Genomic DNA, 21,505 nt, shown 5'->3' with positions numbered 1-21,505 from the left:
CCCTTCGGCGTTCCGGCACCGGCGGGCCCCGGAAACAACTCCACGCACGCCGGCGCGGGCATAGGCTCGGCCACATGCCGATCCGTGCCGTGCTGTGGGACATCGACGACACCCTGTTCGACTACACGGGGGCCGATGCCGCCGGGCTCGCGCGGCAACTGGAGGACCAGCAGCTCACCGAGCGGTACGGGAGCCCCGCGCAGGCGCTCGCGCTGTGGCGGGAGATCACCGCCCGGCACTGGGCGCGCTTCGCCGCCGGCGAGGGCACCTTCCAGGGGCAGCGCCAGGACCGGGTGCGGGAGTTCCTCGGGCTGCCCGGGATGACCGCGGACGAGGCCGACGCCTGGTTCGACCAGTACGTCGCGCACTACAAGGCGGCCTGGACCGTCTTTCCCGACGTGGTGCCCGCACTCGACGCCCTCGCGGCCGACTACCGGCACGGGGTGCTCTCGAACTCCTCCACCGCCAACCAGGACCCCAAGCTGCGCCACCTCGGGCTGCGCGAGCGTTTCGAGGTGCTGGTCTGCGCCGTCGAACTCGGAGTCAGCAAGCCCGAGGCGGCGGCCTTCGCGGCGGCGTGCGGGGCGCTCGGGCTGCCGCCGGGCGAGGTGGCGTACGTGGGGGACCAGCCCGAGATCGACGCCCGCGGGGCCCGTGACGCCGGGCTGCTGGCCATCTGGCTCGACCGCGACGGCGGCCGCGGGCCGGGGCCGGACGGCGCACACCGGATCGAGGGGCTTGACCAGCTACCGGAGCTGCTGGCCCTGGATACCCGTTTTGGAGCACGGTCAGCCATCCGGTAATGTTCTTTCTGCGCCGCCGGAGCGGGCCGAAAGGCCGGACGGAGGCGACACCCGAAGAAAAACCCCTCAAGGGGTTGACTTTTGGTGGGGTATGGTGTAATTGGCAACACGAGGGTTTCTGGTTCCCTTATTCTAGGTTCGAGTCCTGGTACCCCAGCGCAGTGCAGCAGTAACGCAGTGCTTTGCCCCCGTTGTGTAGCGGCCTAGCACGCCGCCCTCTCAAGGCGGTAGCGCCGGTTCGAATCCGGTCGGGGGTACAGATCCTTCCCGCGAGGTCTCCTGGGTCGCACCCGGACGTCTTGACGCAGGATCGCTAGGGCCCCCGTTGTGTAGCGGCCTAGCACGCCGCCCTCTCAAGGCGGTAGCGCCGGTTCGAATCCGGTCGGGGGTACTGGTCTGGTCTAGACCACTTTGGGCTATAGTGTAATTGGCAACACGAGGGTTTCTGGTTCCCTTATTCTAGGTTCGAGTCCTGGTAGCCCAGCGCAGTAACAGCAGCACCAGCTAGCCCCCGTTGTGTAGCGGCCTAGCACGCCGCCCTCTCAAGGCGGTAGCGCCGGTTCGAATCCGGTCGGGGGTACGCATCGAAGAGGCCCTCCGCATTCATCGCGGAGGGCCTCTTCGTGTTCCCCTGGCGTGGAGACAAGTACGGGCCCGGAGGCGCGCGTTCGGACGTGTGCGGCGTCGTGCGCGCCCCCGGGCCCGGGGGACGGATGGGGGCCTTTCGGGCCGGAGGGTGCTCAGCCGGAGCGGCGCAGGGCCTCCGTGAGGCGGGCGGCCGCGTCGATGACGGCCTGCGCGTGCATCCGGCCCGGGTGGCGGGTCAGCCGCTCGATCGGCCCGGAGACCGACACGGAGGCCACCACGCGGTTCGACGGCCCGCGCACCGGCGCCGAGACGGAGGCCACGCCGGGCTCCCGCTCGCCGATCGACTGCGCCCAGCCGCGGCGCCGTACGCCCGAGAGCGCCGTCGCCGTGAAGCGCGCGCCCTGCAGGCCGCGGTGGAGCCGCTCGGGCTCCTCCCAGGCCATCAGGATCTGCGCGGCCGAGCCGGCCTTCATCGGGAGCGTCGAGCCCACCGGGACGGTGTCCCGAAGGCCCGAGAGCCGCTCCGCGGCCGCCACGCAGATGCGCATGTCTCCCTGACGGCGGTAGAGCTGCGCGCTCTCGCCCGTCACGTCACGGAGGTGGGTGAGTACAGGTCCCGCCGTGGCCAGCAGGCGGTCCTCGCCGGCCGCGGCGGCGAGCTCCGCCAGCCGCGGGCCGAGGATGAACCGGCCCTGCATGTCCCTCGCCACCATCCGGTGGTGTTCCAGTGCCACGGCAAGGCGATGTGCCGTGGGTCGTGCGAGCCCTGTCGCCGCGACCAGCCCGGCGAGGGTGGCCGGACCGGACTCCAGTGCGCTCAATACCAGAGCTGCCTTGTCGAGAACGCCGACGCCGCTAGAGTTGTCCATGAAACGATATTCGCGTCTCACACTGTGAAACGCAAGTTCAATTTTTCCAAGAACCAGCGAGTCTGTATGTGCGGGTCCACGAACCACTGGGTCCGAGCCGTCGTCCGGGACGTGGGGTACGGGCGATCAGGCGCACAAGATCTCTATGAAGCGCCGGCACAACCGGCCGGCCGGAGGGAAAGCGATGGGTAGGACACTCGCGGAGAAGGTCTGGGACGACCATGTCGTCCGGCGCGCCGAAGGCGAGCCCGACCTCCTCTTCATCGATCTGCACCTGCTGCACGAGGTGACCAGCCCGCAGGCTTTCGAGGGCCTGCGCCAGGCCGGCCGCAAGGTCCGGCGCCTCGACCTCACCATCGCGACCGAGGACCACAACACCCCCACCCTCGACATCGACAAGCCGATCGCGGACCCGGTCTCCCGGGCCCAGCTGGAGACGCTGCGGAAGAACTGCGGCGAGTTCGGCGTCCGCCTGCACTCGCTGGGCGACGTCGAGCAGGGCGTCGTCCACGTCGTGGGACCGCAGCTGGGTCTGACCCAGCCCGGCACCACCGTGGTCTGCGGTGACTCGCACACCTCCACGCACGGCGCCTTCGGCGCGCTGGCCTTCGGCATCGGCACGAGCCAGGTCGAGCACGTGCTGGCCACCCAGACGCTGCCGCTGGCCCGCCCGAAGACGATGGCGATCACCGTCACCGGCGCGCTGGCCGAGGGCGTCACCGCGAAGGACCTGATCCTGGCGATCATCGCCAGGATCGGCACCGGCGGTGGCCAGGGCTACATCCTGGAGTACCGCGGCGAGGCCATCGAGCAGCTCTCGATGGAAGCCCGCATGACCATCTGCAACATGTCGATCGAGGCCGGCGCCCGCGCGGGCATGATCGCCCCCGACCAGACCACCTTCGACTACCTGCGGGGCCGCGACCACGCCCCCGCGGGCGAGGACTGGGACGCGGCGGTTGAGTACTGGAAGACCCTGCGCACCGACGACGACGCGGTCTTCGACGCGGAGGTCGTCATCGACGGCACCGCGCTGGCCCCGTTCGTCACCTGGGGCACCAACCCGGGCCAGGGCGCGCCGCTGTCGGCCAACGTCCCCGACCCGGCTTCGTACGAGGACGCTTCGGAGCGCCTGGCCGCCGAAAAGGCCCTGGAATACATGGGGTTGACCGCCGGACAGCCGCTGCGCGACATCAAGGTCGACACCGTCTTCGTAGGTTCCTGCACCAACGGCCGCATCGAGGACCTGCGCGCCGTCGCGGGGATCATCGAGGGCCGCAAAGTCGCCGACGGGGTACGGATGCTGGTCGTCCCGGGCTCGGTGCGCGTCGCCCTGCAGGCCGTGGAAGAGGGCCTGGACAAGGTCTTCAAGGAGGCCGGCGCCGAGTGGCGGCACGCGGGCTGTTCGATGTGCCTGGGCATGAACCCGGACCAACTGGCGCCCGGCGAGCGCTCCGCGTCCACCTCCAACCGCAACTTCGAGGGCCGGCAGGGCAAGGGCGGGCGTACCCACCTGGTCTCCCCGCAGGTGGCCGCCGCCACCGCGGTGCTGGGCCATCTGGCCTCGCCCGCCGACCTGTCCGACGCCCACGCGACCGCCGGAGTCTGAGAACCATGGAAGCCTTCACCACCCACACCGGCCGGGCCGTCCCGCTGCGCCGCAGCAACGTCGACACCGACCAGATCATCCCGGCCCACTGGCTGAAGAAGATCACCCGCGACGGATTCGAGGACGGGCTCTTCGAGGCCTGGCGCAAGGACCCGGAGTTCGTCACGAACCGCCCCGAGCGCGCCGGCGCGACCGTGCTGGTCGCCGGCCCCGACTTCGGCACCGGTTCCTCGCGCGAGCACGCCGTCTGGGCCCTGCAGAACTTCGGCTTCAAGACGGTCATCTCCTCCCGCTTCGCCGACATCTTCCGCGGGAACTCGCTGAAGAACGGCCTGCTGACCGTCGTGCTCCCGCAGGAGACCGTCGAGCAGCTGTGGAAGCTGACGGAGGCCGACCCCACCGCCGAGATCACGGTCGACCTGGTCGACCGCCAGGTGCGAGCGGAAGGCGTCGTCGCGGAGTTCGAGCTCGACGACAACGCCCGCTGGCGTCTGCTGGAGGGCCTGGACGACATCTCGCTCACCCTTCAGAACGAAGCGGACATCGCTGCGTACGAAAGCGCCCGCCCGGCCTTCAAGCCGCGCACGATTCAGTCGTGATTCCTGCCTGATCAGCGCTTATTCACCCTCGGGTGATCACATCGACAACACTGTGCCCCCCGCCCTCCGGCGGGGGGCACAGGCGTTTGTTGAGGCCCCGTGAGGCGACAACTCGCCCCAGATGGCACAATCTGTGCATGGAACGCGACAGTCAACTCGAGCTCTACGAACTCGTCGCGGACCGGTTGAAAGAAGCACACGCAAGGGTGCGCTCACTGCAAGTCCCGGAGGGCGTAAGGATGGCGCTGTCCCGGAAGCTGTTGGTCGTCACGGCTGCGGCGAAGCATGATCTCGCCGATGCGGCAAGGCGCCTGGACAGGTTGATGAAGGACCTCGACGAGGGTCGATTCCCTGAAGGCGACTGATGCGAAGGAACTCCGTAACGGCCTACAGCGTTGCGGCACTAGGGTGATTAGCCCGTTTCGTGTTTGATTTGCGGTATATATCCGCCTAACGTGCGAAATAAGCTTGAACACATTCGTTCTGGCGAAGTCTCCGAAGGGGAAGACGTGAACAAGGCGCAGCTCGTAGAAGCGATTGCCGACAAGCTGGGCGGCCGCCAGCAGGCCGCGGATGCTGTCGACGCGGTACTGGACGCCATCGTCCGCGCTACCGTCGCGGGCGACCGGGTCTCGGTCACGGGCTTCGGCTCGTTCGAGAAGGTCGACCGTCCGGCCCGTTACGCCCGCAACCCGCAGACGGGAGAGCGCGTCCGGGTCAAGAAGACCTCGGTGCCCCGATTCCGCGCCGGCCAGGGCTTCAAGGACCTGGTCAGCGGCACCAAGAAGCTCCCCAAGGGCGGCGAGGTGTCCGTGAAGAAGGCACCCAAGGGCAGCCTTTCCGGCCCGCCCCCCACCATCGCGAAGGCCGCCGGCAAGAGGGCGGCCGTGAAGAAGACCGCGGCGAAGACCACCGCCGCGAAGACCACGGCGGCGAAGAAGACCACCGCCAAGAAGGCCGCCCCGGCGAAGAAGGCCACGGCGAAGACCACCGCGGCCAAGAAGACCACCGCCGCGGCCGCCACGAAGGCCGCCGCCAAGAAGGCCACCCCGGCCAAGAAGACGACGGCGACCGCCAAGAAGACCGCTAAGACCGCGCCGGCCGCCAAGAAGGCCACGGCGACGAAGGCGCCCGCCAAGAAGACGACGACGCGCAAGGCCACCGCGAAGAAGACCACCGCCCGCGGGAAGTAGGGGCACGAGTCACACACGCCGGGCCGGCTTCCCCCTCGTGGGGAGGCCGGCCCGCGGTGCGTCCGGCGCGGCCGCGGACCGCTGCCGGCCGCGGCGCCGGCAGGTCGGTGTCAGAAGGTCTGCAGCGTGATCAGGGTGATCCGCAGGCCGGGGCCCTCGCCGTCCGTCTCGATCCGGACCCGCTGCCCGGGCCGCAGCAGCCGCAGGCCGCCCGCGTCGAAGGCCGCGGCCTCGAAGGGCACCGGTGTGCCGTCGTCCAGCAGCACACTGCCGCTGCGGGTCTGGGAGTCGTACGTGTACGCGGTCGCCTGCATACCGGCACTGTATCGGGCCGTGTGGCGCCCCACACCGAGGGCGAGCGCCGTCCGCAGATCCGCCGCGGTGTCCACGTCCCGGCGCACGCTGTCGACGTCCGCCAGGGCGATTTCCACCGCCCCCGAGGCCGAATGCCTGGCCCGGGACGGCCCGCCGAAGGAAGGGGCCAATTCCACGTCCGGCGCAGCGGAAAGCAAGGTCGTCCCGATTCCGGCCGCATCCGCCAGGAATGCCCGCGGAAATACCGAGGCGTTTTCGAGCACGCGTAGCAATTCCGGAGGCCGCAGCGCCGGTAGATCGGCGTTCATCGCGGCCACCGCGGCGCCGGGCCGCCCCGACCGCACCGCCCGCGCCCCGTGGGCCAGCGCCGCGTTGAGCCCGGCCGCCGGGGCGTCCGGGACGATCCGCGCCCCCAGCCGCGCCAGTGCCGCACCGGCCTCGGCGTCGTCCGTGACGACCACCACATCCGTGACCGCCGCGCAGGCCAGGGCCCCTGCGACGGTGTCCTTCGCGAAGGCCAGCGCGAGCCCCGGGCGCGAGGCGCCCACGGCCGCCGCGAGACGGCTCTTGGCCACCGCCAGGGGCTTCAGCGGGACCACCAGACTCCAGACGGCGTTCGTGGCCGACCCCTCCCCTCCGGTGCGCTCCGGCACGTGCGCGGGCCCCGGTCCGATCATGGCCGGGTCACGTGTCGGCCCATTGTCACCTCCGCCCGGGCAGCCCGGGAGTCCGGTGGTGTGAGCGGGGCGTACGGTGTTCTCGACAGAGACCGGGCCTGGGGCCACACTTGTCCGGCCGACGAGGTGCCCAGGCCGTGCACCGGTCCTAGAGGAAGGTGTCCGAGTGTCCCGCCGCAGAATCGGCTTCTGGTACCGCCTGGCGGCGGTCATCGCAAAACCGCCGCTGGTAGTGCTCTTCAAGCGGGACTGGCGGGGAATGGAGAACATTCCGGCCGAGGGCGGATTTATCACCGCCGTCAATCACAACTCGTATCTGGACCCGCTCTCCTACGCGCACTTCCAGTACAACACCGGCCGCGTACCCAGATTGCTCGCGAAGGCCGCCCTCTTCAAGGTCCCCATTGTCGGGTCGATCTTGCGCGGCTCCGGGCAGATCCCCGTCTACCGGGAGAGCACCAACGCCCTGGACGCATTCCGGGCCGCGGTGGACGCCATCGAGCGCGGCGAATGCGTGGCCTTCTACCCGGAAGGCACCCTCACCCGCGACCCCGACATGTGGCCGATGGCCGGCAAGACCGGCGCCGCCCGGGTCGCGCTGATCACCAAGGCGCCCGTCATTCCGGTGGCCCAGTGGGGAGCGAACCTCGCGATGCCGCCGTACGCCAAGGAGAACAAGGTCCGGCTCTTCCCCCGCAAGACCCTCCAGGTCCTCGCCGGGCCGCCGGTGGACCTCTCCGCCTTCTACGACCGGGAACCGACCCCGGACGTGCTCAAGGAGGTCACCGAGGTCATCATGGCGGCCATCACCGAGCTGCTGGAGGAGGTGCGGGGAGAGACCGCGCCCGAGCAGCCGTACGACCATCGCAACGCCAGGGCGGAACAGCGGCGCAAGGCCGCAGGGGAGGGCAAGAAGTGACACGTCCCGTGAAGGCGACCGTCTTCGGAACAGGCTCCTGGGGCACGGCCTTCGCCATCGTGCTCGCCGACGCCGGCTGCGAGGTGACCCTCTGGGGCCGCCGCCAGGAGGTGGTCGACGCCATCAACACCGGCCGGACCAACCCGGACTACTTCCCGGACGTCGAACTCCCCGCGAACATCCGGGCCACCACCGACCCGGCCCTGGCCGCGGCCGGCGCCGACTTCACCGTCCTCGCCGTCCCCTCCCAGACCCTGCGCGGCAACCTCGCCGCCTGGGCGCCCCTGCTGGCTCCCGACACGGTGCTGGTCTCCCTCATGAAGGGCATCGAACTCGGCACCGCCAAGCGGATGAGCGAGGTCATCGAGGAGGTGGCCAAGGTCCCCGCCGAGCGCATCGCCGTGGTCACCGGCCCCAACCTGGCCGCCGAGATCGCCGCCCGCCAGCCCGCCGCCTCGGTCGTCGCCTGCGTGGACGAGGCCGTGGCCCAGCGCCTCCAGGCCGCCTGCCACACCCCGTACTTCCGCCCGTACACGAGCACCGACGTCATCGGCTGCGAGCTCGGCGGCGCCGTCAAGAACGTCATCGGCCTGGCCGTCGGCATCGCGGACGGGATGGGCCTGGGCGACAACACCAAGGGCTCGCTCATCACCCGCGGCCTCGCCGAAGCGACCCGGCTGGGCGTGGCGATGGGCGCCGACCCGCTCACCTTCTCCGGCCTCGCGGGCCTCGGCGACCTGGTCGCCACCTGCTCCTCGCCGCTCTCCCGGAACCACACCTTCGGCACCAACCTCGGCCGAGGGATGACCCTGGAGGAGACCATCGCGGTCACCAAGCAGACCGCCGAGGGCGTCAAGTCCTGCCAGTCGGTGGCCGATCTGGCCCGCCGGCACGGGGTGGACATGCCCATCACCGACACCGTCGTGGACATCGTCCACCACGGCAAGCCGACCCTGGTCGCACTGAAAGAACTGATGGGACGCAGCGCCAAGCCGGAACGTCGCTGACTCCTTTCCGCACGCCCGAGCGGGTACTCTCGTGGCGATATGAGCAGCGAGAACCTCCCCCAGACCCCTGAGCAGCAGGGCCGCAAGCCCCGCGTGGCCGTCGTGTTCGGCGGCCGCAGCTCGGAACACGCCATCTCGGTCGTCACGGCAGGCGCCGTGCTGCGCTCCATCGACCGGTCCAAGTACGAGGTGCTGCCCATCGGCATCACCACGGACGGCCGATGGGCGCTGACCGCCGACGAGCCCGCGCGGATGGCCATCGCCGACCGCAAGCTCCCGAGCGTCGAGGAGCTCGCCGACTCCGAGGACGGCGCCGTCGTGCTCTCGGTCGACCCCGCCAGCCGCCAGGTCGTCTACACCGAGCCGGGCGCCGTTCCCAAGGCCCTGGGCGAGGTCGACGTCGTCTTCCCCGTGCTGCACGGCCCGTACGGCGAGGACGGCACCCTGCAGGGGCTCCTGGAGCTCTCCGGCATCCCGTACGTCGGCTCGGGCGTCCTCGCCTCGGCCGTCGGCCAGGACAAGGACTACATGAAGCGGGTGTTCACCTCCTTCGGGCTGCGCGTCGGCCCGTACGTGACCGTCCGCCCCCGCGAGTGGGAAACCGACCAGGACGCCGCCCGCGCGAAGATCCTGGACTTCGCCGCCGAGCACGGCTGGCCGCTGTTCATCAAGCCCGCCCGGGCCGGCTCCTCCATCGGCATCACCAAGGTCGACGACGCCTCCGGCCTGGACGCCGCCGTCAAGGAGGCCCGGCGCCACGACCCGAAGATCATCGTGGAGGCGCTGCTGCGCGGCCGCGAGATCGAGTGCGGGGTCCTGGAGTTCGAGGACGGGCCGCGCGCGAGCGTGCCCGCCGAGATCCCGCCGGTCTCCAGCCACGACTTCTACGACTTCGAGGCGAAGTACATCGACTCCGCCTCCGGGATCGTGCCCGCCCCGCTCACCCCGGAGCAGACCGCCGAGGTGCAGCGGCTCGCGATCGAGGCCTTCGAGGCCGCGTCCTGCGAGGGCCTGGTGCGCGCCGACTTCTTCCTCACGGAGGACGGCACCTTCGTCATCAACGAGATCAACACGATGCCGGGGTTCACGCCGATCTCCATGTACCCGCTGATGTGGCAGAAGTCGGGCGTCGAGTACCCGCAGCTGGTGGACCGCCTGATCCAGGCCGCCCTGCGCCGCTCCACCGGGCTGCGCTGACCGGGGACCCGTACAGCCGACCGCCCGCCGCCCGTCCTCACCAGCACGGCCGTCGGGCGGCGGTGTGTCCCGGTCCGGTGTGCGCGGTGCCCGGTGACCCGTGACCGGTCTCAGTAGGAAGAGATGCCTTCGGGCACGGTGGCGGCGATCGCCGCGGACAGACCGACCAGCATGCCCGCATCCGTGGCATGCTCCTTGTCGACCCGGACCTCCGTGTACGCCAGCCGCAGACCAGTGGTGAACCGGAAGCCGCCACCGTCACCGTCACCGTCGCCGAGCTTCTCCAGCAGCCAGGCCACTCCGTTCACATGGACGCCGTCCTGCTTCGGATCGGCCATCGTGGGGGGCTTGGCGATACCGCACCGCAGTACGATCGCCGAGCCGCCCCACGCAGCGGTCAGATCGGACTCCGGTTCGGTCGTGGTCCGCGCCAGGCCGGCCACCGTCTCGGGGAGCTTCTCGTGCAGTGCTGCACAGAGCCCCGCGACGTCGGCGGGCGGCGTGGGCGGAGGGTCCACCCGGGCCTCGGAACCACCCGGGGAGCACGCCGCCAGGACCATCGCGGCGGGCACGGCAGACAGGGCGCGGACACGGAGGGGCCGGCGGTGGAGGGACATCACCGGCCAAGAGTAGACGGGGGCTACAGATGGACCACCGGGCAGGTCAAGGTGCGGGTGATCCCCTCCACCTGCTGGACCTTGGCGACCACCATGCGGCCGAGTTCGTCCACGGTGTCGGCCTGGGCGCGCACGATCACGTCGTACGGACCCGTCACGTCCTCGGCCTGGATCACCCCCGGGATCTGGCCGATGGACTCGGCGACGAACGACGCCTTGCCCACTTCGGTCTGGATAAGGATGTACGCCTGTACCACGGAACCTCCAGGGCGGCCACGAGGATCATTTCCCCTAACCTTCGGGTGGACCGAACAAGATCGAACGGGCCGGGGGAAGAAGGGACGCCACGGTACCGCGTCGCCGTGCGCCGCGGGGAGACCTGCGGGCCCGGCGCCACGCACAGCGGGGCGTACGGAGAGCAGAAGTTGACGTATCTGTTGACGGTACCCAGAGCTGTGACGGCTCGCGACCGCAAGCGGACTGGGCAAGAAGGGGCACAGCGATGAAGGGCACTGTGGGCGAGCTGGGGGAGTTCGGGCTGATCAGGGAGCTCACCTCACGGCTCACCACCACCCCGGCGGTCCGGCTCGGACCGGGGGACGACGCCGCGGTGGTGTCGGCTCCCGACCGGCGGGTCGTGGCGAGCACCGACATCCTGCTGGAAGGCCGGCACTTCCGGCGCGACTGGTCCACGGCCTACGACGTCGGCCGCAAGGCCGCCGCGCAGAACCTCGCCGACATCGCCGCCATGGGCGCGGTGCCGACCGCGCTGCTGCTCGGTCTCGTCGTCCCGGCCGAACTCCCGGTCACCTGGCCCACGGAGCTGATGGACGGGATCCGCGACGAGTGTCAGGTCGCCGGCGCGGCCGTGGTCGGCGGGGACGTCGTCCGCGGGGACGTCATCACCGTCGCCATCACCGCACTCGGCGACCTGCGCAACCACGAGCCCGTGCTGCGCTCCGGTGCCCAGCCCGGCGACGTCGTCGCCGTCACCGGCTGGCTGGGCTGGTCCGCGGCCGGTTTCGCCGTGCTCTCGCGCGGCTTCCGCTCCCCGCGGGCCTTCGTGGAGGCGCACCGGCGCCCCGAGCCGCCGTACCACGCGGGCCCCGCGGCCGCCGGACTCGGCGCCACCGCCATGACCGACGTCAGCGACGGCCTGATCGCCGACCTCGGGCACATCGCCGAGGCCAGCAAGGTACGGATCGACCTGCGCTCGGCGGCCGTCGACATCCCGACCCAGATGCACGACATCGGGCAGGCCGTCGGGGTGGATCCGCTGCAGTGGGTGCTCACCGGGGGAGAGGACCACGCGATCGTGGCGACCTTCCCGCCCGACGTGAAGCTGCCCGCCCGCTGGAAGGTCATCGGCGAGGTGCTGAACCGCTCCGCGCTGCCCCAGGTGACCGTGGACGGGGCGCCCTGGACCAGCACCGGCGGCTGGGACCACTTCGGGGCCGACCCGGGCGCCCAGGACGGCCCGTCGTCGTGAGTGCCGCTCCGCCGCTGTGCCTGACCGTCGCCGGATCCGACTCCGGCGGCGGCGCGGGCATCCAGGCCGACCTCAAGACCATGCTGGCGCTCGGCGTCCACGGCATGAGCGTGGTGACCGCCGTGACCGCGCAGAACTCGCTCGGGGTACGGGGAGCCTGGGAGCTGCCCGCCGAGGCCGTCACGGCCCAGTACCGGGCCGTCGTGGACGACATCGGCGTACAGGCCGTGAAGACCGGGATGCTCTCCTCCGCCGTCCTGGTGGAGACGGTGGCGGCGCTGCTGGCCGCCACCCCGGTGCCGGCCGTCGTGGACCCCGTCGGGGTCTCCAAGCACGGGGACGCGCTGCTCGCCGCCTCGGCGCTGGACGCCGTGCGCGAGGAGCTGCTGCCGCGGGCCACCGTGGCCACGCCCAACCTGGACGAGGTGGCCCAGCTCACCGGGGTGGTGGTGGAGAGCGAGGACGACATGCGGCGGGCCGCCGACGCGATCCTCGGCTACGGGCCGCGCTGGGCGCTGATCAAGGGCGGACACCTCGCGGCGCACGGCGACGAGGCGGTGGACCTGCTCACCGACGGAACCGAGGAGCGGTGGCTGCGCGCTCCGCGCCACCCCAACCGGCACACCCACGGCACCGGCTGCACGCTCGCCAGCGCGATAGCGGCGGGCCTGGCCAAGGGCCTGGCCGTCCCCGAGGCCGTCACGGCCGCCAAGGAGTACGTCACGGGCGCCATCGCCGCCGGCTTCGCGCTCGGCGGGGGCATCGGCCCGGTGGATCACGCCTGGCGCTGGCGCTGAGCTCTACCGGGTCGGGCCGGGCCACCGTGCCCGGACGGCCCCCGGAAAGGCAGAAGACCGGTTCACCAGAGGTGAACCGGTCTTCCTTTTGGCAACCGGAAAGGGCTGCGCTACGACGTGAGGCGTCAGCGCGAGACCTTGCCGGCCTTGATGCACGAGGTGCAGGCGTTGAGGCGCTTCGGCGTCCCATTGACCACGGCACGGACGCGCTGGATGTTCGGGTTCCAGCGACGCGAGGTGCGGCGGTGCGAGTGGGAGATGTTGTTGCCGAAGCTCGGCCCCTTGGCGCAAACGTCGCAGTTGGCAGCCACAGGTCACTCCAAAGACTTCAGATGCACTTACAGTGAAACCGGCGCACCGGAATCAGGGATCTGAAGCGGTTTGCCGGGGGAATGGCCCGACTCTCATCGGGCAACCGGAGCAGCATACAACGACTGCGTCCGTCCAAGAAAACTACCATGACCGCCCCCGCTCCCTCCCCGGGGGCCGGACGCCCGCGCGGTCCTTCGTTACCCTGCGGTGAACCCTGGCCCGCACAAGGAGGAACACCCGGTGCCGCACGAGCCGCAGCCGCAGGCCCCTGACGAGCTCGACGCCGAAGCGGTGCGCACCTGGAGCTCGCTGGCGCTGGCCGCACTGGGCCGGGCCCGCGAGGACATCGACGCGATCAACGTCTATCCGGTCGCCGACGCGGACACCGGCACCAACCTCTACCTCACCGCCCAATCGGCCGACCGCGCGCTGGACGACGCCTTCGCGAAGACGGCCGAGGGCGCGGCGCAGACCTCACAGACCTCACAGACCTCGCTGGCCCAGGCCGTACGGGCCTGGGCGCACGGAGCACTCGTAGGGGCCCGGGGGAACTCGGGGACGATCCTGGCGCAGCTGCTGCGCGGAGTGGCCGACGTACTCGGCGGCGACGCCGAGGAGCGGGGGCCGCAGGAGCGCGGGCCGGAGCAGCACGGGCCCGAGCAGCACCGCCCCGGCACGCTGCTGGCCCGGGCGCTGACACGGGCCGCCGAGGAGGCCTACGCCGCCGTCGCGCACCCGGTGGAGGGCACCATGCTCACCGTCGCCGGCGCCGCCGCGCGGGCCGCCGAGGCGGCGGCCGGGGCCGCCGCCGGGACCGCGGCCGACGTGGCCCGGGCCGCCTACGACGCCGCCCGCGCCGCTCTGGCCGAGACCCCCGGCCAGCTCGCCGTGCTGGGCCGGGCCGGGGTGGTCGACGCCGGGGGCTGCGGGCTGGTCGCCGTACTCGGCGCCCTGTGGCAGGCGCTCTCCGGGCAGCAGCCGGCCGCCGAACCGGTGCGCGGCCGGGCGGTGCCCGTGCCGCAGCCGGCGGACCCCTGCGAGCAGCAGGACGACGGGCCCGCGTACGAGGTGATCTACCTCCTGGAGGCCTCCGAAGCGGCGGTCGGGGAGCTGCGCGAACGGCTCGACGGACTCGGTGACTCGCTGGTGGTGGTCGGCGGCGACGGGCTGTGGAACGTCCACGTCCACGTCGACGACCCGGGCGCGGCCGTGGAGGCCGGGGTGGTCGCCGGGCGGCCGTACCGGATCCGGATCACGCACTTCGGGGACGAACGGCGCCGGGCGCGGGGCGAGCGCGCCCAGCGGGCCGTGGTCGCCCTGGTCCCCGGCGAGGGACTGGCCGGGCTGTGCGGGGAGGCGGGAGCGACCACCGTGCTCGTGCGCCCCGGGGAGGTCCCGGCCGTCGCCGAGCTGGTCGACGCCATCCGCCGTGCGCACGCCCGCGAGGTGGTGCTCCTGCCGGGCGGCGCCGAACTGCGCGCCGTCGCGGGCGCGGCGGCCGAACAGGCCCGCGCCGACGGCGTACGGGTCGCCGTCATCCCCACGCGCTCCGCGGTCCAGGGCCTGGCCGCCCTCGCCGTGCACGACCCGGACGGCAGCTTCGACGAGGACGTGGTCGCCATGACGGCGGCGGCCGGCGCCACCCGCTACGGGGAACTGGCCGTCGCCGAACGGCAGTCCTTCACCTCGGCCGGCATCTGCCAGGCCGGCGACGTGCTCGGCCTCATCGACGGCGACGTGGCCGTGATCGGCTCGGGCCTGACGGAGACCGCCGAGGCCGTCCTGGAACGGATGCTGGGCTCCGGCGGCGAGCTCGTCACCCTGGTCCTGGGCCCCGACGTGCCGGACTCCGTGGCCGAGCGCCTGGAGGCGTACGTACAGCACGGCCACCTAGCGGTGGACACCGTCACCTACCGGGGCGGGCGGTACTCGGCGCCGCTCCTCATCGGGGTGGAGTAAGCGGCCCGGCCGGGGCAAGAATCCCCGGCCGGCGTTCTGCGGTTACCGCTTCCACACCACCTCGGTCGCACGCTTCATTCAGCGGCATGGTGTGCAGTGACTCCGCCACCACGGGGGTGGCTTCTCACTCGACCCCAAAGGCCTCGTGACGGTCAAGCCCTGACCGCCGCCCGAAGGGCAGGACATAGACAGTAGTGCGGCCGATCGGTCTGGTGCCGTCACGAGCCCGGTTTTCACTCGCAGGGGGGAAGATGGACCACGTGCCCGCGCTCGACGAAGACCTCAAGAAGACGCTCGGTCCCGCCACCGCCAAGGTGCTGGCCGAGCAGCTCGGCCTGCACACGGCCCTGGACCTGCTCCACCACTACCCGCGGCGGTACGCCGAGCGCGGTGAGCTGACCTCGCTGGCCGAGCTCGCCGACCAGATCGACGAGCACGTGACCGTCGTCGCGCAGGTCGCCGACGCCCGCGTCCTGACCTTCAACGGCGGCCGCGGCAAGCGTCTGGAGGTGACCATCACCGACGGCAGCGGCCGGCTCCAGCTGGTCTTCTTCGGCGCCGGCGTCCACAAGCCGCACAAGGACCTGCTGCCCGGCAGCCGCGCGATGTTCGCCGGCAAGGTCTCGATGTTCAACCACAAGCTCCAGCTGGCGCACCCCGCGTACGAGCCCCTCGGCACGCAGGCCGCGGAGAGCGATGCGGCGGCCGCCTTCGCCAACCAGCTCATCCCGATCTACCCGGCCTGCAAGCAGCTGGAGTCCTGGAAGATCGCCAAGTGCGTGGACGCGGTGCTGCCCAGCGTCGGGGAGGCCGTGGACCCGCTGCCCGCGTCCCTGCGCGAGGGCCGCGGGCTGGTCCCGCTCACCGAGGCCCTGCTGAAGGTCCACCGGCCGGCCACCAAGGCCGACATCGACGACGCCCGCCAGCGCCTGAAGTGGGACGAGGCCTTCGTCCTCCAGGTCGCCCTGGCCCGCCGCCGCCACGCCGACTCCCAGCTCCCGGCCGTCCCCCGCCGTCCCGTCCCCGGCGGCCTGCTCGACTCCTTCGACGCCAAGCTGCCCTTCACCCTCACCGAGGGCCAGCGAGCCGTCTCGAAGGAGATCTTCGACGACCTGGCCACCAGCCACCCCATGCACCGCCTCCTCCAGGGAGAGGTCGGCAGTGGCAAGACGCTGGTGGCGCTGCGGGCGATGCTCGCCGTCGTGGACTCGGGCGGGCAGGCCGCGATGCTGGCGCCCACCGAGGTGCTCGCCCAGCAGCATCACCGCTCCATCGTCGAGATGATGGGCGAACTGGCCGAGGGGGGAATGCTCGGCGGCTCCGACCTGGGAACCAAGGTGGTGCTGCTCACCGGCTCGATGGGGGTGCCCGCGCGCCGGCAGGCGCTGCTCGACCTGGTCACCGGTGAGGCCGGGATCGTGATCGGCACGCACGCGCTGATCGAGGACAAGGTGCAGTTCCACGACCTGGGCCTGGTGGTCGTGGACGAGCAGCACCGTTTCGGAGTCGAGCAGCGCGACGCGCTCAGGTCCAAGGGGAAGCAGCCCCCGCACCTGCTGGTGATGACCGCGACCCCGATCCCGCGCACCGTCGCCATGACCGTCTTCGGCGACCTGGAGACCTCCGTCCTCGACCAGCTGCCGGCCGGACGTTCGCCGATCGCCACGCACGTGGTGCCCGCCAAGGACAAGCCGCACTTCCTCACCCGGGCCTGGGAGCGGGTCCGCGAGGAGGTGGAGAACGGCCACCAGGCGTACGTGGTGTGTCCGCGGATCGGCGACGCGGAGGACGACCCCAAGAAGAAGAAGCCCTCGGCCGAGGACGAGGCCGAGAAGCGGCCGCCGCTGGCCGTGCTGGACATCGCCGAGCAGCTCACCCGCGGTCCGCTGGCCGGGCTGTCGGTGGAGGTGCTGCACGGCCGAATGGACCCGGCCGACAAGGACGACGTCATGCGGCGCTTCACCGCGGGCGAGGTCAAGGTGCTGGTCGCCACCACCGTCATCGAAGTCGGGGTGAACGTCCCGAACTCCACCGTCATGGTGATCATGGACGCCGACCGGTTCGGCGTCTCGCAGCTGCACCAGCTGCGCGGCCGCGTCGGCCGCGGCACGGCGCCCGGCCTGTGCCTGCTGGTCAGCGAGATGCACGAGGCGAGTCCCGCCCGGGCCCGGCTGGCCGCCGTCGCCGCCACCCTCGACGGCTTCGAACTCTCCCGGATCGACCTGGAGCAGCGCCGCGAGGGCGACGTACTGGGCCAGGCGCAGTCCGGGGTGCGCTCCTCGCTGCGCATGCTCGCCGTCATCGAGGACGAGGAGGTCATCGCCCAGGCCCGCGAGGAGGCCACCCGCGTCGTCGCCGAGGATCCCGCGCTGGAGCGGCTGCCGGGCCTGCGGACCGCGCTGGACGCCCTGCTCGACACCGAGCGCGAGCAGTACCTGGAGAAGGGCTGAGCGGCACGACCTATCGTTGGAGTGCCGCGGCGCCGCCGTGACACCCCCCTACCGCCGTACCGAAGGACCCCAGATGACCCGCGTGATCGCCGGCAGCGCCGGCGGGCGACGGCTGGCCGTGCCCCCCGGCACCGGCACCCGGCCGACCTCGGACCGGATGCGCGAAGGCCTCTTCTCCACCTGGGAGTCGCTGCACGGCGTCGAAGGGGCCCGCGTGCTCGACCTCTACGCGGGCTCGGGCGCCGTCGGCCTGGAGGCCCTCTCGCGCGGCGCGGAGCTCGCCCTGCTGGTCGAGAGCGACCCCAAGGCGGCCAAGTCCATCCGGGACAACATCAAGGCGGTGGGCCTGCCCGGCGCCGAGTTCCGGCCCGGCAAGGCCGAGCAGATCGTGGGGGCCGTGGCGGGCGGGGACCCGTACGACATCGTCTTCCTGGACCCGCCGTACGCCGTCACGCACGACGATCTTCGGGAGATCCTCCTCACACTCCGGTCCAATGGCTGGCTCACGGACGATGCGCTCGTCACCGTGGAGCGCAGCACCAGGAGCGGCGCCTTCCCGTGGCCCGAGGGCTTCGAGCCGCTCCGGTCGCGCAAGTACGGCGAGGGCACCCTGTGGTACGGCCGCGCCACCTCCACCAGCGAAGACTCATGAACGAGGGAGTTCAGTTGCGCCGCGCCGTCTGTCCGGGATCCTTCGATCCCATCACCAACGGACACCTCGACATCATCGGACGCGCCTCCAGGCTGTACGACGTCGTGCACGTCGCCGTGATGATCAACCAGTCGAAGCAGGGGCTGTTCACCGTCGAGGAGCGGATCGAGCTGATCCGCGAGGCGACGGCCGACTACGGCAACATCGAGGTCGAGTCCTTCCACGGGCTGCTCGTCGACTTCTGCAAGCAGCGGGACATCCCGGCCATCGTCAAGGGGCTGCGCGCGGTCAGCGACTTCGACTACGAGCTCCAGATGGCCCAGATGAACATGGGGCTGTCGGGCGTCGAAACGCTGTTCGTGCCGACCAACCCCACCTACAGCTTCCTGTCCTCCTCGCTGGTCAAGGAGGTCGCGGCCTGGGGCGGCGACGTCGCCCACCTGCTGCCGGCGCACGTGCACACGGCGCTGATGGAGCGGCTGCGCAACCGCTGACCGCCTGACGGGCCATCAGGCGGTGTCCGGCGCCCGCCCGGTGGCCTTACAGTCGTCCCGTCCGTCTCAGGAACCGCCTGAGGCCGAGAGAGTGCGAGCCCCCATGGACGTGCAGAAGAAGCTCGACGAGATCGTCGCGGCCGTCGGCGGCGCCCGGTCCATGCCCATGTCGGCCTCCTGCGTGATCAACCGCGCCGAGCTGCTCGCCCAGCTCGAAGAGGTGCGCAGCGCACTCCCCGGCTCGCTCGCGCAGGCCCAGGAGCTCATCGGCGGCCGGGAGCAGATGGTCGAGGAGGCCCGCCGGGAGGCGGAGCGGATCATCGAATCCGCCCACAACCAGCGCGGTTCGCTGATCTCCGACACCGAGATCGCGCGGCGCTCCCAGGCCGAGGCGGACCGGATCCTGGAGGAGGCCCGCCGGGAGGCCGAGGAGATCCGGGCCGAGGCCGACGACTACGTCGACAGCAAGCTGGCGAACTTCGAGGTCGTGCTGACCAAGACCATCGGTTCGGTGGACCGGGGCCGGGAGAAGCTGCTGGGACGCGGCCCCGGCCTGGACGAGCACGGGTACCCGGACGAGGAGGCGCCCGAGCGCAGCCACGATCCTGAGACGCAGCGGCAGCAGGCGGACGCGTACGTGGACACCAAGCTGGCGACCTTCGAGGCGGTCCTCTCCAAGACCCTGGAGGCCGTGGGGCGCGGCCGCCAGAAGCTGCTCGGCCGGGTCCCGTCGGACGACCTGGGCGTGCACATGGCCGCCCAGGACGCGGCGGGCGCGCAGCAGTCCCGCTCCGGGAGCGACGCCGACTTCCTCGCGGGCCTGGCGGAGCCCCAGCCGGTGCACGCGCCGATCCCGGCGCAGCCCGAGCCGGTGTACGACACGTACTCCTACCAGCAGCAGCCCCAGCAGCAGGACGGCTACGCCTACCAGGCCCACCAGGACGCCTACGCGGGGTACCAGCAGCAGCCCGACCCGTACGCGGGCTACCAGCAGCCGGACCCGTACGCGCCCTACCAGGAGCCGCAAGGGCAGCAGCCATCGCTCGACGAGACCAGTTTCTTCGACACGAGCATGATCAATCTGGATCAGCTGCGCCAGTACGAACAGGGGCGCTAGCCCGGATTGGGCGCAGAGCGCGGTGCCGGGTATCCTGGCTGTTCGGTCGCGCCTATGCACCGCGATCCGTGCTGCCCTTAGGGGCGGCTGAAAAGCCGCATTCTTTGATCTTCAGCGATCCGTGAAAGCAGGAACAGCCCTGAACACCCGCCTCGACCACCGCAACCCCCTCGTGTTCGACACGCACGAGCTGGGTCGGCGTCCTGGTGCCATGCAGCGGCTGTCCCGTGAGATCGCGGCACCGGCGGACCTCGGTCTCGCCGGCGTCATCGGAGTGCCGGAAGGCAGCCCGGTGAAGCTCAAGCTCCGCCTGGAGTCGGTCATGGAAGGGGTGCTTGTCACAGGCACCGCCCGTGCGTCGGCCGTGGGGGAGTGCGTAAGGTGTCTGGAGTCCGTGGAGCGCGAGCTCAAGGCGGATTTCCAGGAGATGTTCTCGTACCCTGACGCCGACGACCGGAGCCGCTCCAAGGCGGAACCGGCCGACGACGCCGAGGACGACGAGGACACGCTCTTCCTCGAGGACGGTTTGTTCGACCTCGAACCCGTGCTGCGTGACGTGGTGGTGCTCGCACTGCCGCTGCAGCCGGTGTGCCGGGAGGACTGTCTCGGACTGTGCCCCGATTGCGGGCTCAGCCTGAACGACGACCCGGACCACCACCATGACGCCGTCGACATCCGGTGGGCGGCATTGCAGGAACTCGTCGTGACCGATCAGGACGACGAGAAGGACAACATGAGCGGCACTGCATCTGACGACGTTCAGAGCGCCGCCGAGAAGCAGGAGAAGTAGCCGTGGCTGTTCCGAAGCGGAAGATGTCGCGCAGCAACACGCGCCACCGCCGGTCGCAGTGGAAGGCTGCGGTCCCCACCCTGGTTTCGTGCGAGCGTTGCCAGGAGCCGAAGCTCCAGCACATTGCGTGCCCGAGCTGCGGCACCTACAACAAGCGCCAGGTCCTCGAGGTCTGAGCGGCTGGTGAGAGGCGCAATGTCTGAGCTGTCCAACGCTGAGAAGCAGGCAGACAGTAACAACGCGGCCTCGTCCCACACGCTTCTGGAAGGGCGGCTCGGGTATCAACTCGAGTCCGCCCTTCTGGTGCGTGCACTGACCCACCGCTCGTACGCGTACGAGAACGGCGGTCTGCCCACCAACGAACGGCTGGAGTTCCTCGGGGACTCCGTGCTGGGCCTGGTGGTCACGGACACGCTGTACACGACCCACCCCGATCTCCCCGAAGGCCAGCTGGCCAAGCTTCGGGCCGCGGTGGTCAACTCGCGCGCACTGGCGGAGGTCGGGCGCGGCCTCGAACTCGGCTCCTTCATCCGGCTCGGCCGGGGCGAAGAGGGCACGGGCGGCCGGGACAAGGCCTCCATCCTCGCCGACACCCTTGAAGCGGTGATCGGCGCGGTCTACCTCGATCAGGGCCTCGACGCGGCCTCGGAGCTGGTTCACCGGCTCTTCGACCCGCTCATCGAGAAGTCCTCGAACCTCGGGGCCGGCCTGGACTGGAAGACCAGTCTCCAGGAGCTCACGGCGGCCGAAGGTCTTGGCGTACCGGAATACCTGGTCACCGAGACCGGACCGGACCACGAGAAGACCTTCACTGCTGCCGCTCGCGTCGGTGGTGTCTCGTACGGCACCGGCACCGGCCGCAGCAAGAAGGAAGCGGAACAGCAGGCCGCGGAGTCCGCATGGCGCGGAATCCGCGCCGCGGCGGACGAGCGGATCGCGGCGGCTGCCGTGGCCGCCGCCGCTCCGGCCGAGGTCCCGGCTCCGGCCGGGGGCGAGGACGGCGGGGTGCCGACGCCCGCCGAGCCGGCGCCGGACGCCTGACCCTTCCTTCG

General features: G+C 71.1%; 22 protein-coding genes, 5 tRNA genes and 1 pseudogene. 23 read left to right on the top strand and 5 right to left on the bottom strand.

What is annotated here, in order from left to right; translation table 11 throughout:
• The first annotated feature begins 74 nt into the window (after positions 1-74).
• The 6 genes from ACZ4TV_RS23145 (at position 75) to ACZ4TV_RS23120 (ending at position 1,383) form a co-directional block, all read left to right on the top strand.
• A complete protein-coding gene (locus ACZ4TV_RS23145) occupies positions 75-803 on the top strand; it encodes an HAD family hydrolase (protein WP_468136638.1) in 729 nt (242 codons plus the stop codon).
• 85 nt (positions 804-888) lie between these two features.
• A tRNA-Gln gene (locus ACZ4TV_RS23140) sits at positions 889-960 on the top strand.
• 27 nt (positions 961-987) lie between these two features.
• Positions 988-1,060: transfer RNA gene (locus ACZ4TV_RS23135), tRNA-Glu, on the top strand.
• 61 nt (positions 1,061-1,121) lie between these two features.
• Positions 1,122-1,194 (top strand) — tRNA-Glu (locus ACZ4TV_RS23130).
• A gap of 21 nt (positions 1,195-1,215) precedes the next feature.
• Positions 1,216-1,287: transfer RNA gene (locus ACZ4TV_RS23125), tRNA-Gln, on the top strand.
• Positions 1,288-1,310: 23 nt separating this feature from the next.
• Positions 1,311-1,383 (top strand) — tRNA-Glu (locus ACZ4TV_RS23120).
• A gap of 160 nt (positions 1,384-1,543) precedes the next feature.
• Here ACZ4TV_RS23120 and ndgR read toward each other — a convergent pair.
• A complete protein-coding gene (gene ndgR / locus ACZ4TV_RS23115; protein WP_007266782.1) occupies positions 1,544-2,260 on the bottom strand; it encodes an IclR family transcriptional regulator NdgR in 717 nt (238 codons plus the stop codon).
• Positions 2,261-2,444: 184 nt separating this feature from the next.
• Between ndgR and leuC the strand changes: the two genes are divergently transcribed.
• From leuC to ACZ4TV_RS23095, 4 genes are all read left to right on the top strand, one after another.
• Complete coding sequence (leuC, locus tag ACZ4TV_RS23110) at positions 2,445-3,869, top strand: 3-isopropylmalate dehydratase large subunit (protein ID WP_468136636.1); 1,425 nt, start codon at positions 2,445-2,447, stop codon at positions 3,867-3,869.
• A gap of 5 nt (positions 3,870-3,874) precedes the next feature.
• A complete protein-coding gene (leuD, locus tag ACZ4TV_RS23105; protein WP_468136634.1) occupies positions 3,875-4,468 on the top strand; it encodes a 3-isopropylmalate dehydratase small subunit in 594 nt (197 codons plus the stop codon).
• A gap of 137 nt (positions 4,469-4,605) precedes the next feature.
• Positions 4,606-4,833 (top strand): SCO5555 family protein, encoded by a 228-nt coding sequence (locus ACZ4TV_RS23100; RefSeq protein WP_219667952.1) that lies wholly within the window; start codon positions 4,606-4,608, stop codon positions 4,831-4,833.
• Positions 4,834-4,977: 144 nt separating this feature from the next.
• Positions 4,978-5,661: an HU family DNA-binding protein gene (locus ACZ4TV_RS23095; RefSeq protein WP_468136633.1), complete on the top strand. Its 684-nt coding sequence runs from the start codon at positions 4,978-4,980 to the stop codon at positions 5,659-5,661.
• Positions 5,662-5,978: 317 nt separating this feature from the next.
• Here ACZ4TV_RS23095 and cofC read toward each other — a convergent pair.
• A pseudogene (gene cofC / locus ACZ4TV_RS23090) lies at positions 5,979-6,653 on the bottom strand (2-phospho-L-lactate guanylyltransferase); the annotation flags it as partial.
• A 166-nt stretch (positions 6,654-6,819) separates the two neighbouring features.
• Here cofC and ACZ4TV_RS23085 point away from each other — a divergent pair.
• Genes ACZ4TV_RS23085 through ACZ4TV_RS23075 form a run of 3 tightly spaced genes read left to right on the top strand, consistent with a single transcriptional unit; the run spans position 6,820 to position 9,776 of the window.
• Positions 6,820-7,572: a lysophospholipid acyltransferase family protein gene (locus tag ACZ4TV_RS23085; protein ID WP_468136632.1), complete on the top strand. Its 753-nt coding sequence runs from the start codon at positions 6,820-6,822 to the stop codon at positions 7,570-7,572.
• Positions 7,569-8,579, top strand: coding sequence for an NAD(P)H-dependent glycerol-3-phosphate dehydrogenase (locus tag ACZ4TV_RS23080; RefSeq protein ID WP_468136630.1), 1,011 nt, complete (start codon positions 7,569-7,571; stop codon positions 8,577-8,579). The genes ACZ4TV_RS23085 and ACZ4TV_RS23080 overlap by 4 nt, the downstream gene beginning before the upstream one ends.
• Before the next feature lie 39 nt (positions 8,580-8,618).
• Positions 8,619-9,776, top strand: a complete 1,158-nt coding sequence (locus ACZ4TV_RS23075) for a D-alanine--D-alanine ligase family protein (RefSeq protein ID WP_468136629.1) — start codon at positions 8,619-8,621, stop codon at positions 9,774-9,776.
• A 110-nt stretch (positions 9,777-9,886) separates the two neighbouring features.
• Here ACZ4TV_RS23075 and ACZ4TV_RS23070 read toward each other — a convergent pair whose 3' ends face one another.
• Together ACZ4TV_RS23070 and ACZ4TV_RS23065 are read right to left on the bottom strand one after the other, a co-directional pair.
• A complete protein-coding gene (locus ACZ4TV_RS23070) occupies positions 9,887-10,393 on the bottom strand; it encodes a DUF3515 family protein (RefSeq protein WP_468136627.1) in 507 nt (168 codons plus the stop codon).
• Between the two features lie 23 nt (positions 10,394-10,416).
• Positions 10,417-10,650, bottom strand: coding sequence for an Lrp/AsnC family transcriptional regulator (locus ACZ4TV_RS23065; protein WP_030028650.1), 234 nt, complete (start codon positions 10,648-10,650; stop codon positions 10,417-10,419).
• A 245-nt stretch (positions 10,651-10,895) separates the two neighbouring features.
• Here ACZ4TV_RS23065 and ACZ4TV_RS23060 point away from each other — a divergent pair, with 245 nt between their 5' ends.
• Both ACZ4TV_RS23060 and thiD read left to right on the top strand, forming a co-directional pair.
• Positions 10,896-11,882: a thiamine-phosphate kinase gene (locus ACZ4TV_RS23060; RefSeq protein WP_468136626.1), complete on the top strand. Its 987-nt coding sequence runs from the start codon at positions 10,896-10,898 to the stop codon at positions 11,880-11,882.
• A complete protein-coding gene (thiD, locus tag ACZ4TV_RS23055) occupies positions 11,879-12,679 on the top strand; it encodes a bifunctional hydroxymethylpyrimidine kinase/phosphomethylpyrimidine kinase (protein ID WP_468136625.1) in 801 nt (266 codons plus the stop codon). Before ACZ4TV_RS23060 ends, thiD begins: the two co-directional genes overlap by 4 nt.
• Before the next feature lie 125 nt (positions 12,680-12,804).
• Here thiD and rpmB read toward each other — a convergent pair whose 3' ends face one another.
• Positions 12,805-12,990: a 50S ribosomal protein L28 gene (gene rpmB / locus ACZ4TV_RS23050; protein WP_007266795.1), complete on the bottom strand. Its 186-nt coding sequence runs from the start codon at positions 12,988-12,990 to the stop codon at positions 12,805-12,807.
• Positions 12,991-13,231: 241 nt separating this feature from the next.
• Between rpmB and ACZ4TV_RS23045 the strand changes: the two genes are divergently transcribed.
• The 8 genes from ACZ4TV_RS23045 to rnc all read left to right on the top strand — a co-directional run bounded on the left by ACZ4TV_RS23045 (position 13,232) and on the right by rnc (position 21,494).
• Positions 13,232-14,950: a DAK2 domain-containing protein gene (locus tag ACZ4TV_RS23045; protein ID WP_468136624.1), complete on the top strand. Its 1,719-nt coding sequence runs from the start codon at positions 13,232-13,234 to the stop codon at positions 14,948-14,950.
• A 251-nt stretch (positions 14,951-15,201) separates the two neighbouring features.
• Positions 15,202-17,400 carry an ATP-dependent DNA helicase RecG gene (gene recG, locus ACZ4TV_RS23040; RefSeq protein ID WP_468136623.1) on the top strand — a complete coding sequence of 733 codons (2,199 nt, stop codon included), beginning with the start codon at positions 15,202-15,204 and terminating at the stop codon, positions 17,398-17,400.
• Between the two features lie 73 nt (positions 17,401-17,473).
• On the top strand, positions 17,474-18,052 hold the full coding sequence (gene rsmD / locus ACZ4TV_RS23035) for a 16S rRNA (guanine(966)-N(2))-methyltransferase RsmD (protein WP_468136621.1): 579 nt from the start codon (positions 17,474-17,476) through the stop codon (positions 18,050-18,052).
• Positions 18,053-18,066: 14 nt separating this feature from the next.
• Positions 18,067-18,546, top strand: coding sequence for a pantetheine-phosphate adenylyltransferase (gene coaD / locus ACZ4TV_RS23030; protein ID WP_468136677.1), 480 nt, complete (start codon positions 18,067-18,069; stop codon positions 18,544-18,546).
• 103 nt (positions 18,547-18,649) lie between these two features.
• Entirely contained in the window at positions 18,650-19,663 is a 1,014-nt protein-coding gene (locus ACZ4TV_RS23025) for an ATP synthase subunit B family protein (RefSeq protein WP_468136619.1), read from the top strand.
• 139 nt (positions 19,664-19,802) lie between these two features.
• Entirely contained in the window at positions 19,803-20,453 is a 651-nt protein-coding gene (locus ACZ4TV_RS23020; protein WP_468136676.1) for a YceD family protein, read from the top strand.
• 2 nt (positions 20,454-20,455) lie between these two features.
• Positions 20,456-20,629: a 50S ribosomal protein L32 gene (gene rpmF, locus ACZ4TV_RS23015; RefSeq protein ID WP_003965982.1), complete on the top strand. Its 174-nt coding sequence runs from the start codon at positions 20,456-20,458 to the stop codon at positions 20,627-20,629.
• Positions 20,630-20,648: 19 nt separating this feature from the next.
• Entirely contained in the window at positions 20,649-21,494 is an 846-nt protein-coding gene (gene rnc, locus ACZ4TV_RS23010) for a ribonuclease III (RefSeq protein ID WP_468136618.1), read from the top strand.
• Positions 21,495-21,505 lie beyond the last annotated feature (11 nt).

It is taken from the genome of Streptomyces sp. NPDC028910, from assembly GCF_055564955.1.
This window is presented reverse-complemented; position numbering and strand designations above follow the sequence as displayed.

Coding starts and splice junctions, on each gene's coding strand:
- leuD (WP_468136634.1), top strand. CDS start 3,875: ATGGAAGCCTTCACCACCCACACCGGCCGGGCCGTCCCGCTGCGCCGC.
- recG (WP_468136623.1), top strand. CDS start 15,202: ATGGACCACGTGCCCGCGCTCGACGAAGACCTCAAGAAGACGCTCGGT.
- ACZ4TV_RS23070 (WP_468136627.1), bottom strand. CDS start 10,393: ATGTCCCTCCACCGCCGGCCCCTCCGTGTCCGCGCCCTGTCTGCCGTG.
- rnc (WP_468136618.1), top strand. CDS start 20,649: ATGTCTGAGCTGTCCAACGCTGAGAAGCAGGCAGACAGTAACAACGCG.
- ACZ4TV_RS23025 (WP_468136619.1), top strand. CDS start 18,650: ATGGACGTGCAGAAGAAGCTCGACGAGATCGTCGCGGCCGTCGGCGGC.
- leuC (WP_468136636.1), top strand. CDS start 2,445: ATGGGTAGGACACTCGCGGAGAAGGTCTGGGACGACCATGTCGTCCGG.
- ACZ4TV_RS23075 (WP_468136629.1), top strand. CDS start 8,619: ATGAGCAGCGAGAACCTCCCCCAGACCCCTGAGCAGCAGGGCCGCAAG.
- ACZ4TV_RS23060 (WP_468136626.1), top strand. CDS start 10,896: ATGAAGGGCACTGTGGGCGAGCTGGGGGAGTTCGGGCTGATCAGGGAG.
- ACZ4TV_RS23100 (WP_219667952.1), top strand. CDS start 4,606: ATGGAACGCGACAGTCAACTCGAGCTCTACGAACTCGTCGCGGACCGG.
- ndgR (WP_007266782.1), bottom strand. CDS start 2,260: ATGGACAACTCTAGCGGCGTCGGCGTTCTCGACAAGGCAGCTCTGGTA.
- rsmD (WP_468136621.1), top strand. CDS start 17,474: ATGACCCGCGTGATCGCCGGCAGCGCCGGCGGGCGACGGCTGGCCGTG.
- ACZ4TV_RS23145 (WP_468136638.1), top strand. CDS start 75: ATGCCGATCCGTGCCGTGCTGTGGGACATCGACGACACCCTGTTCGAC.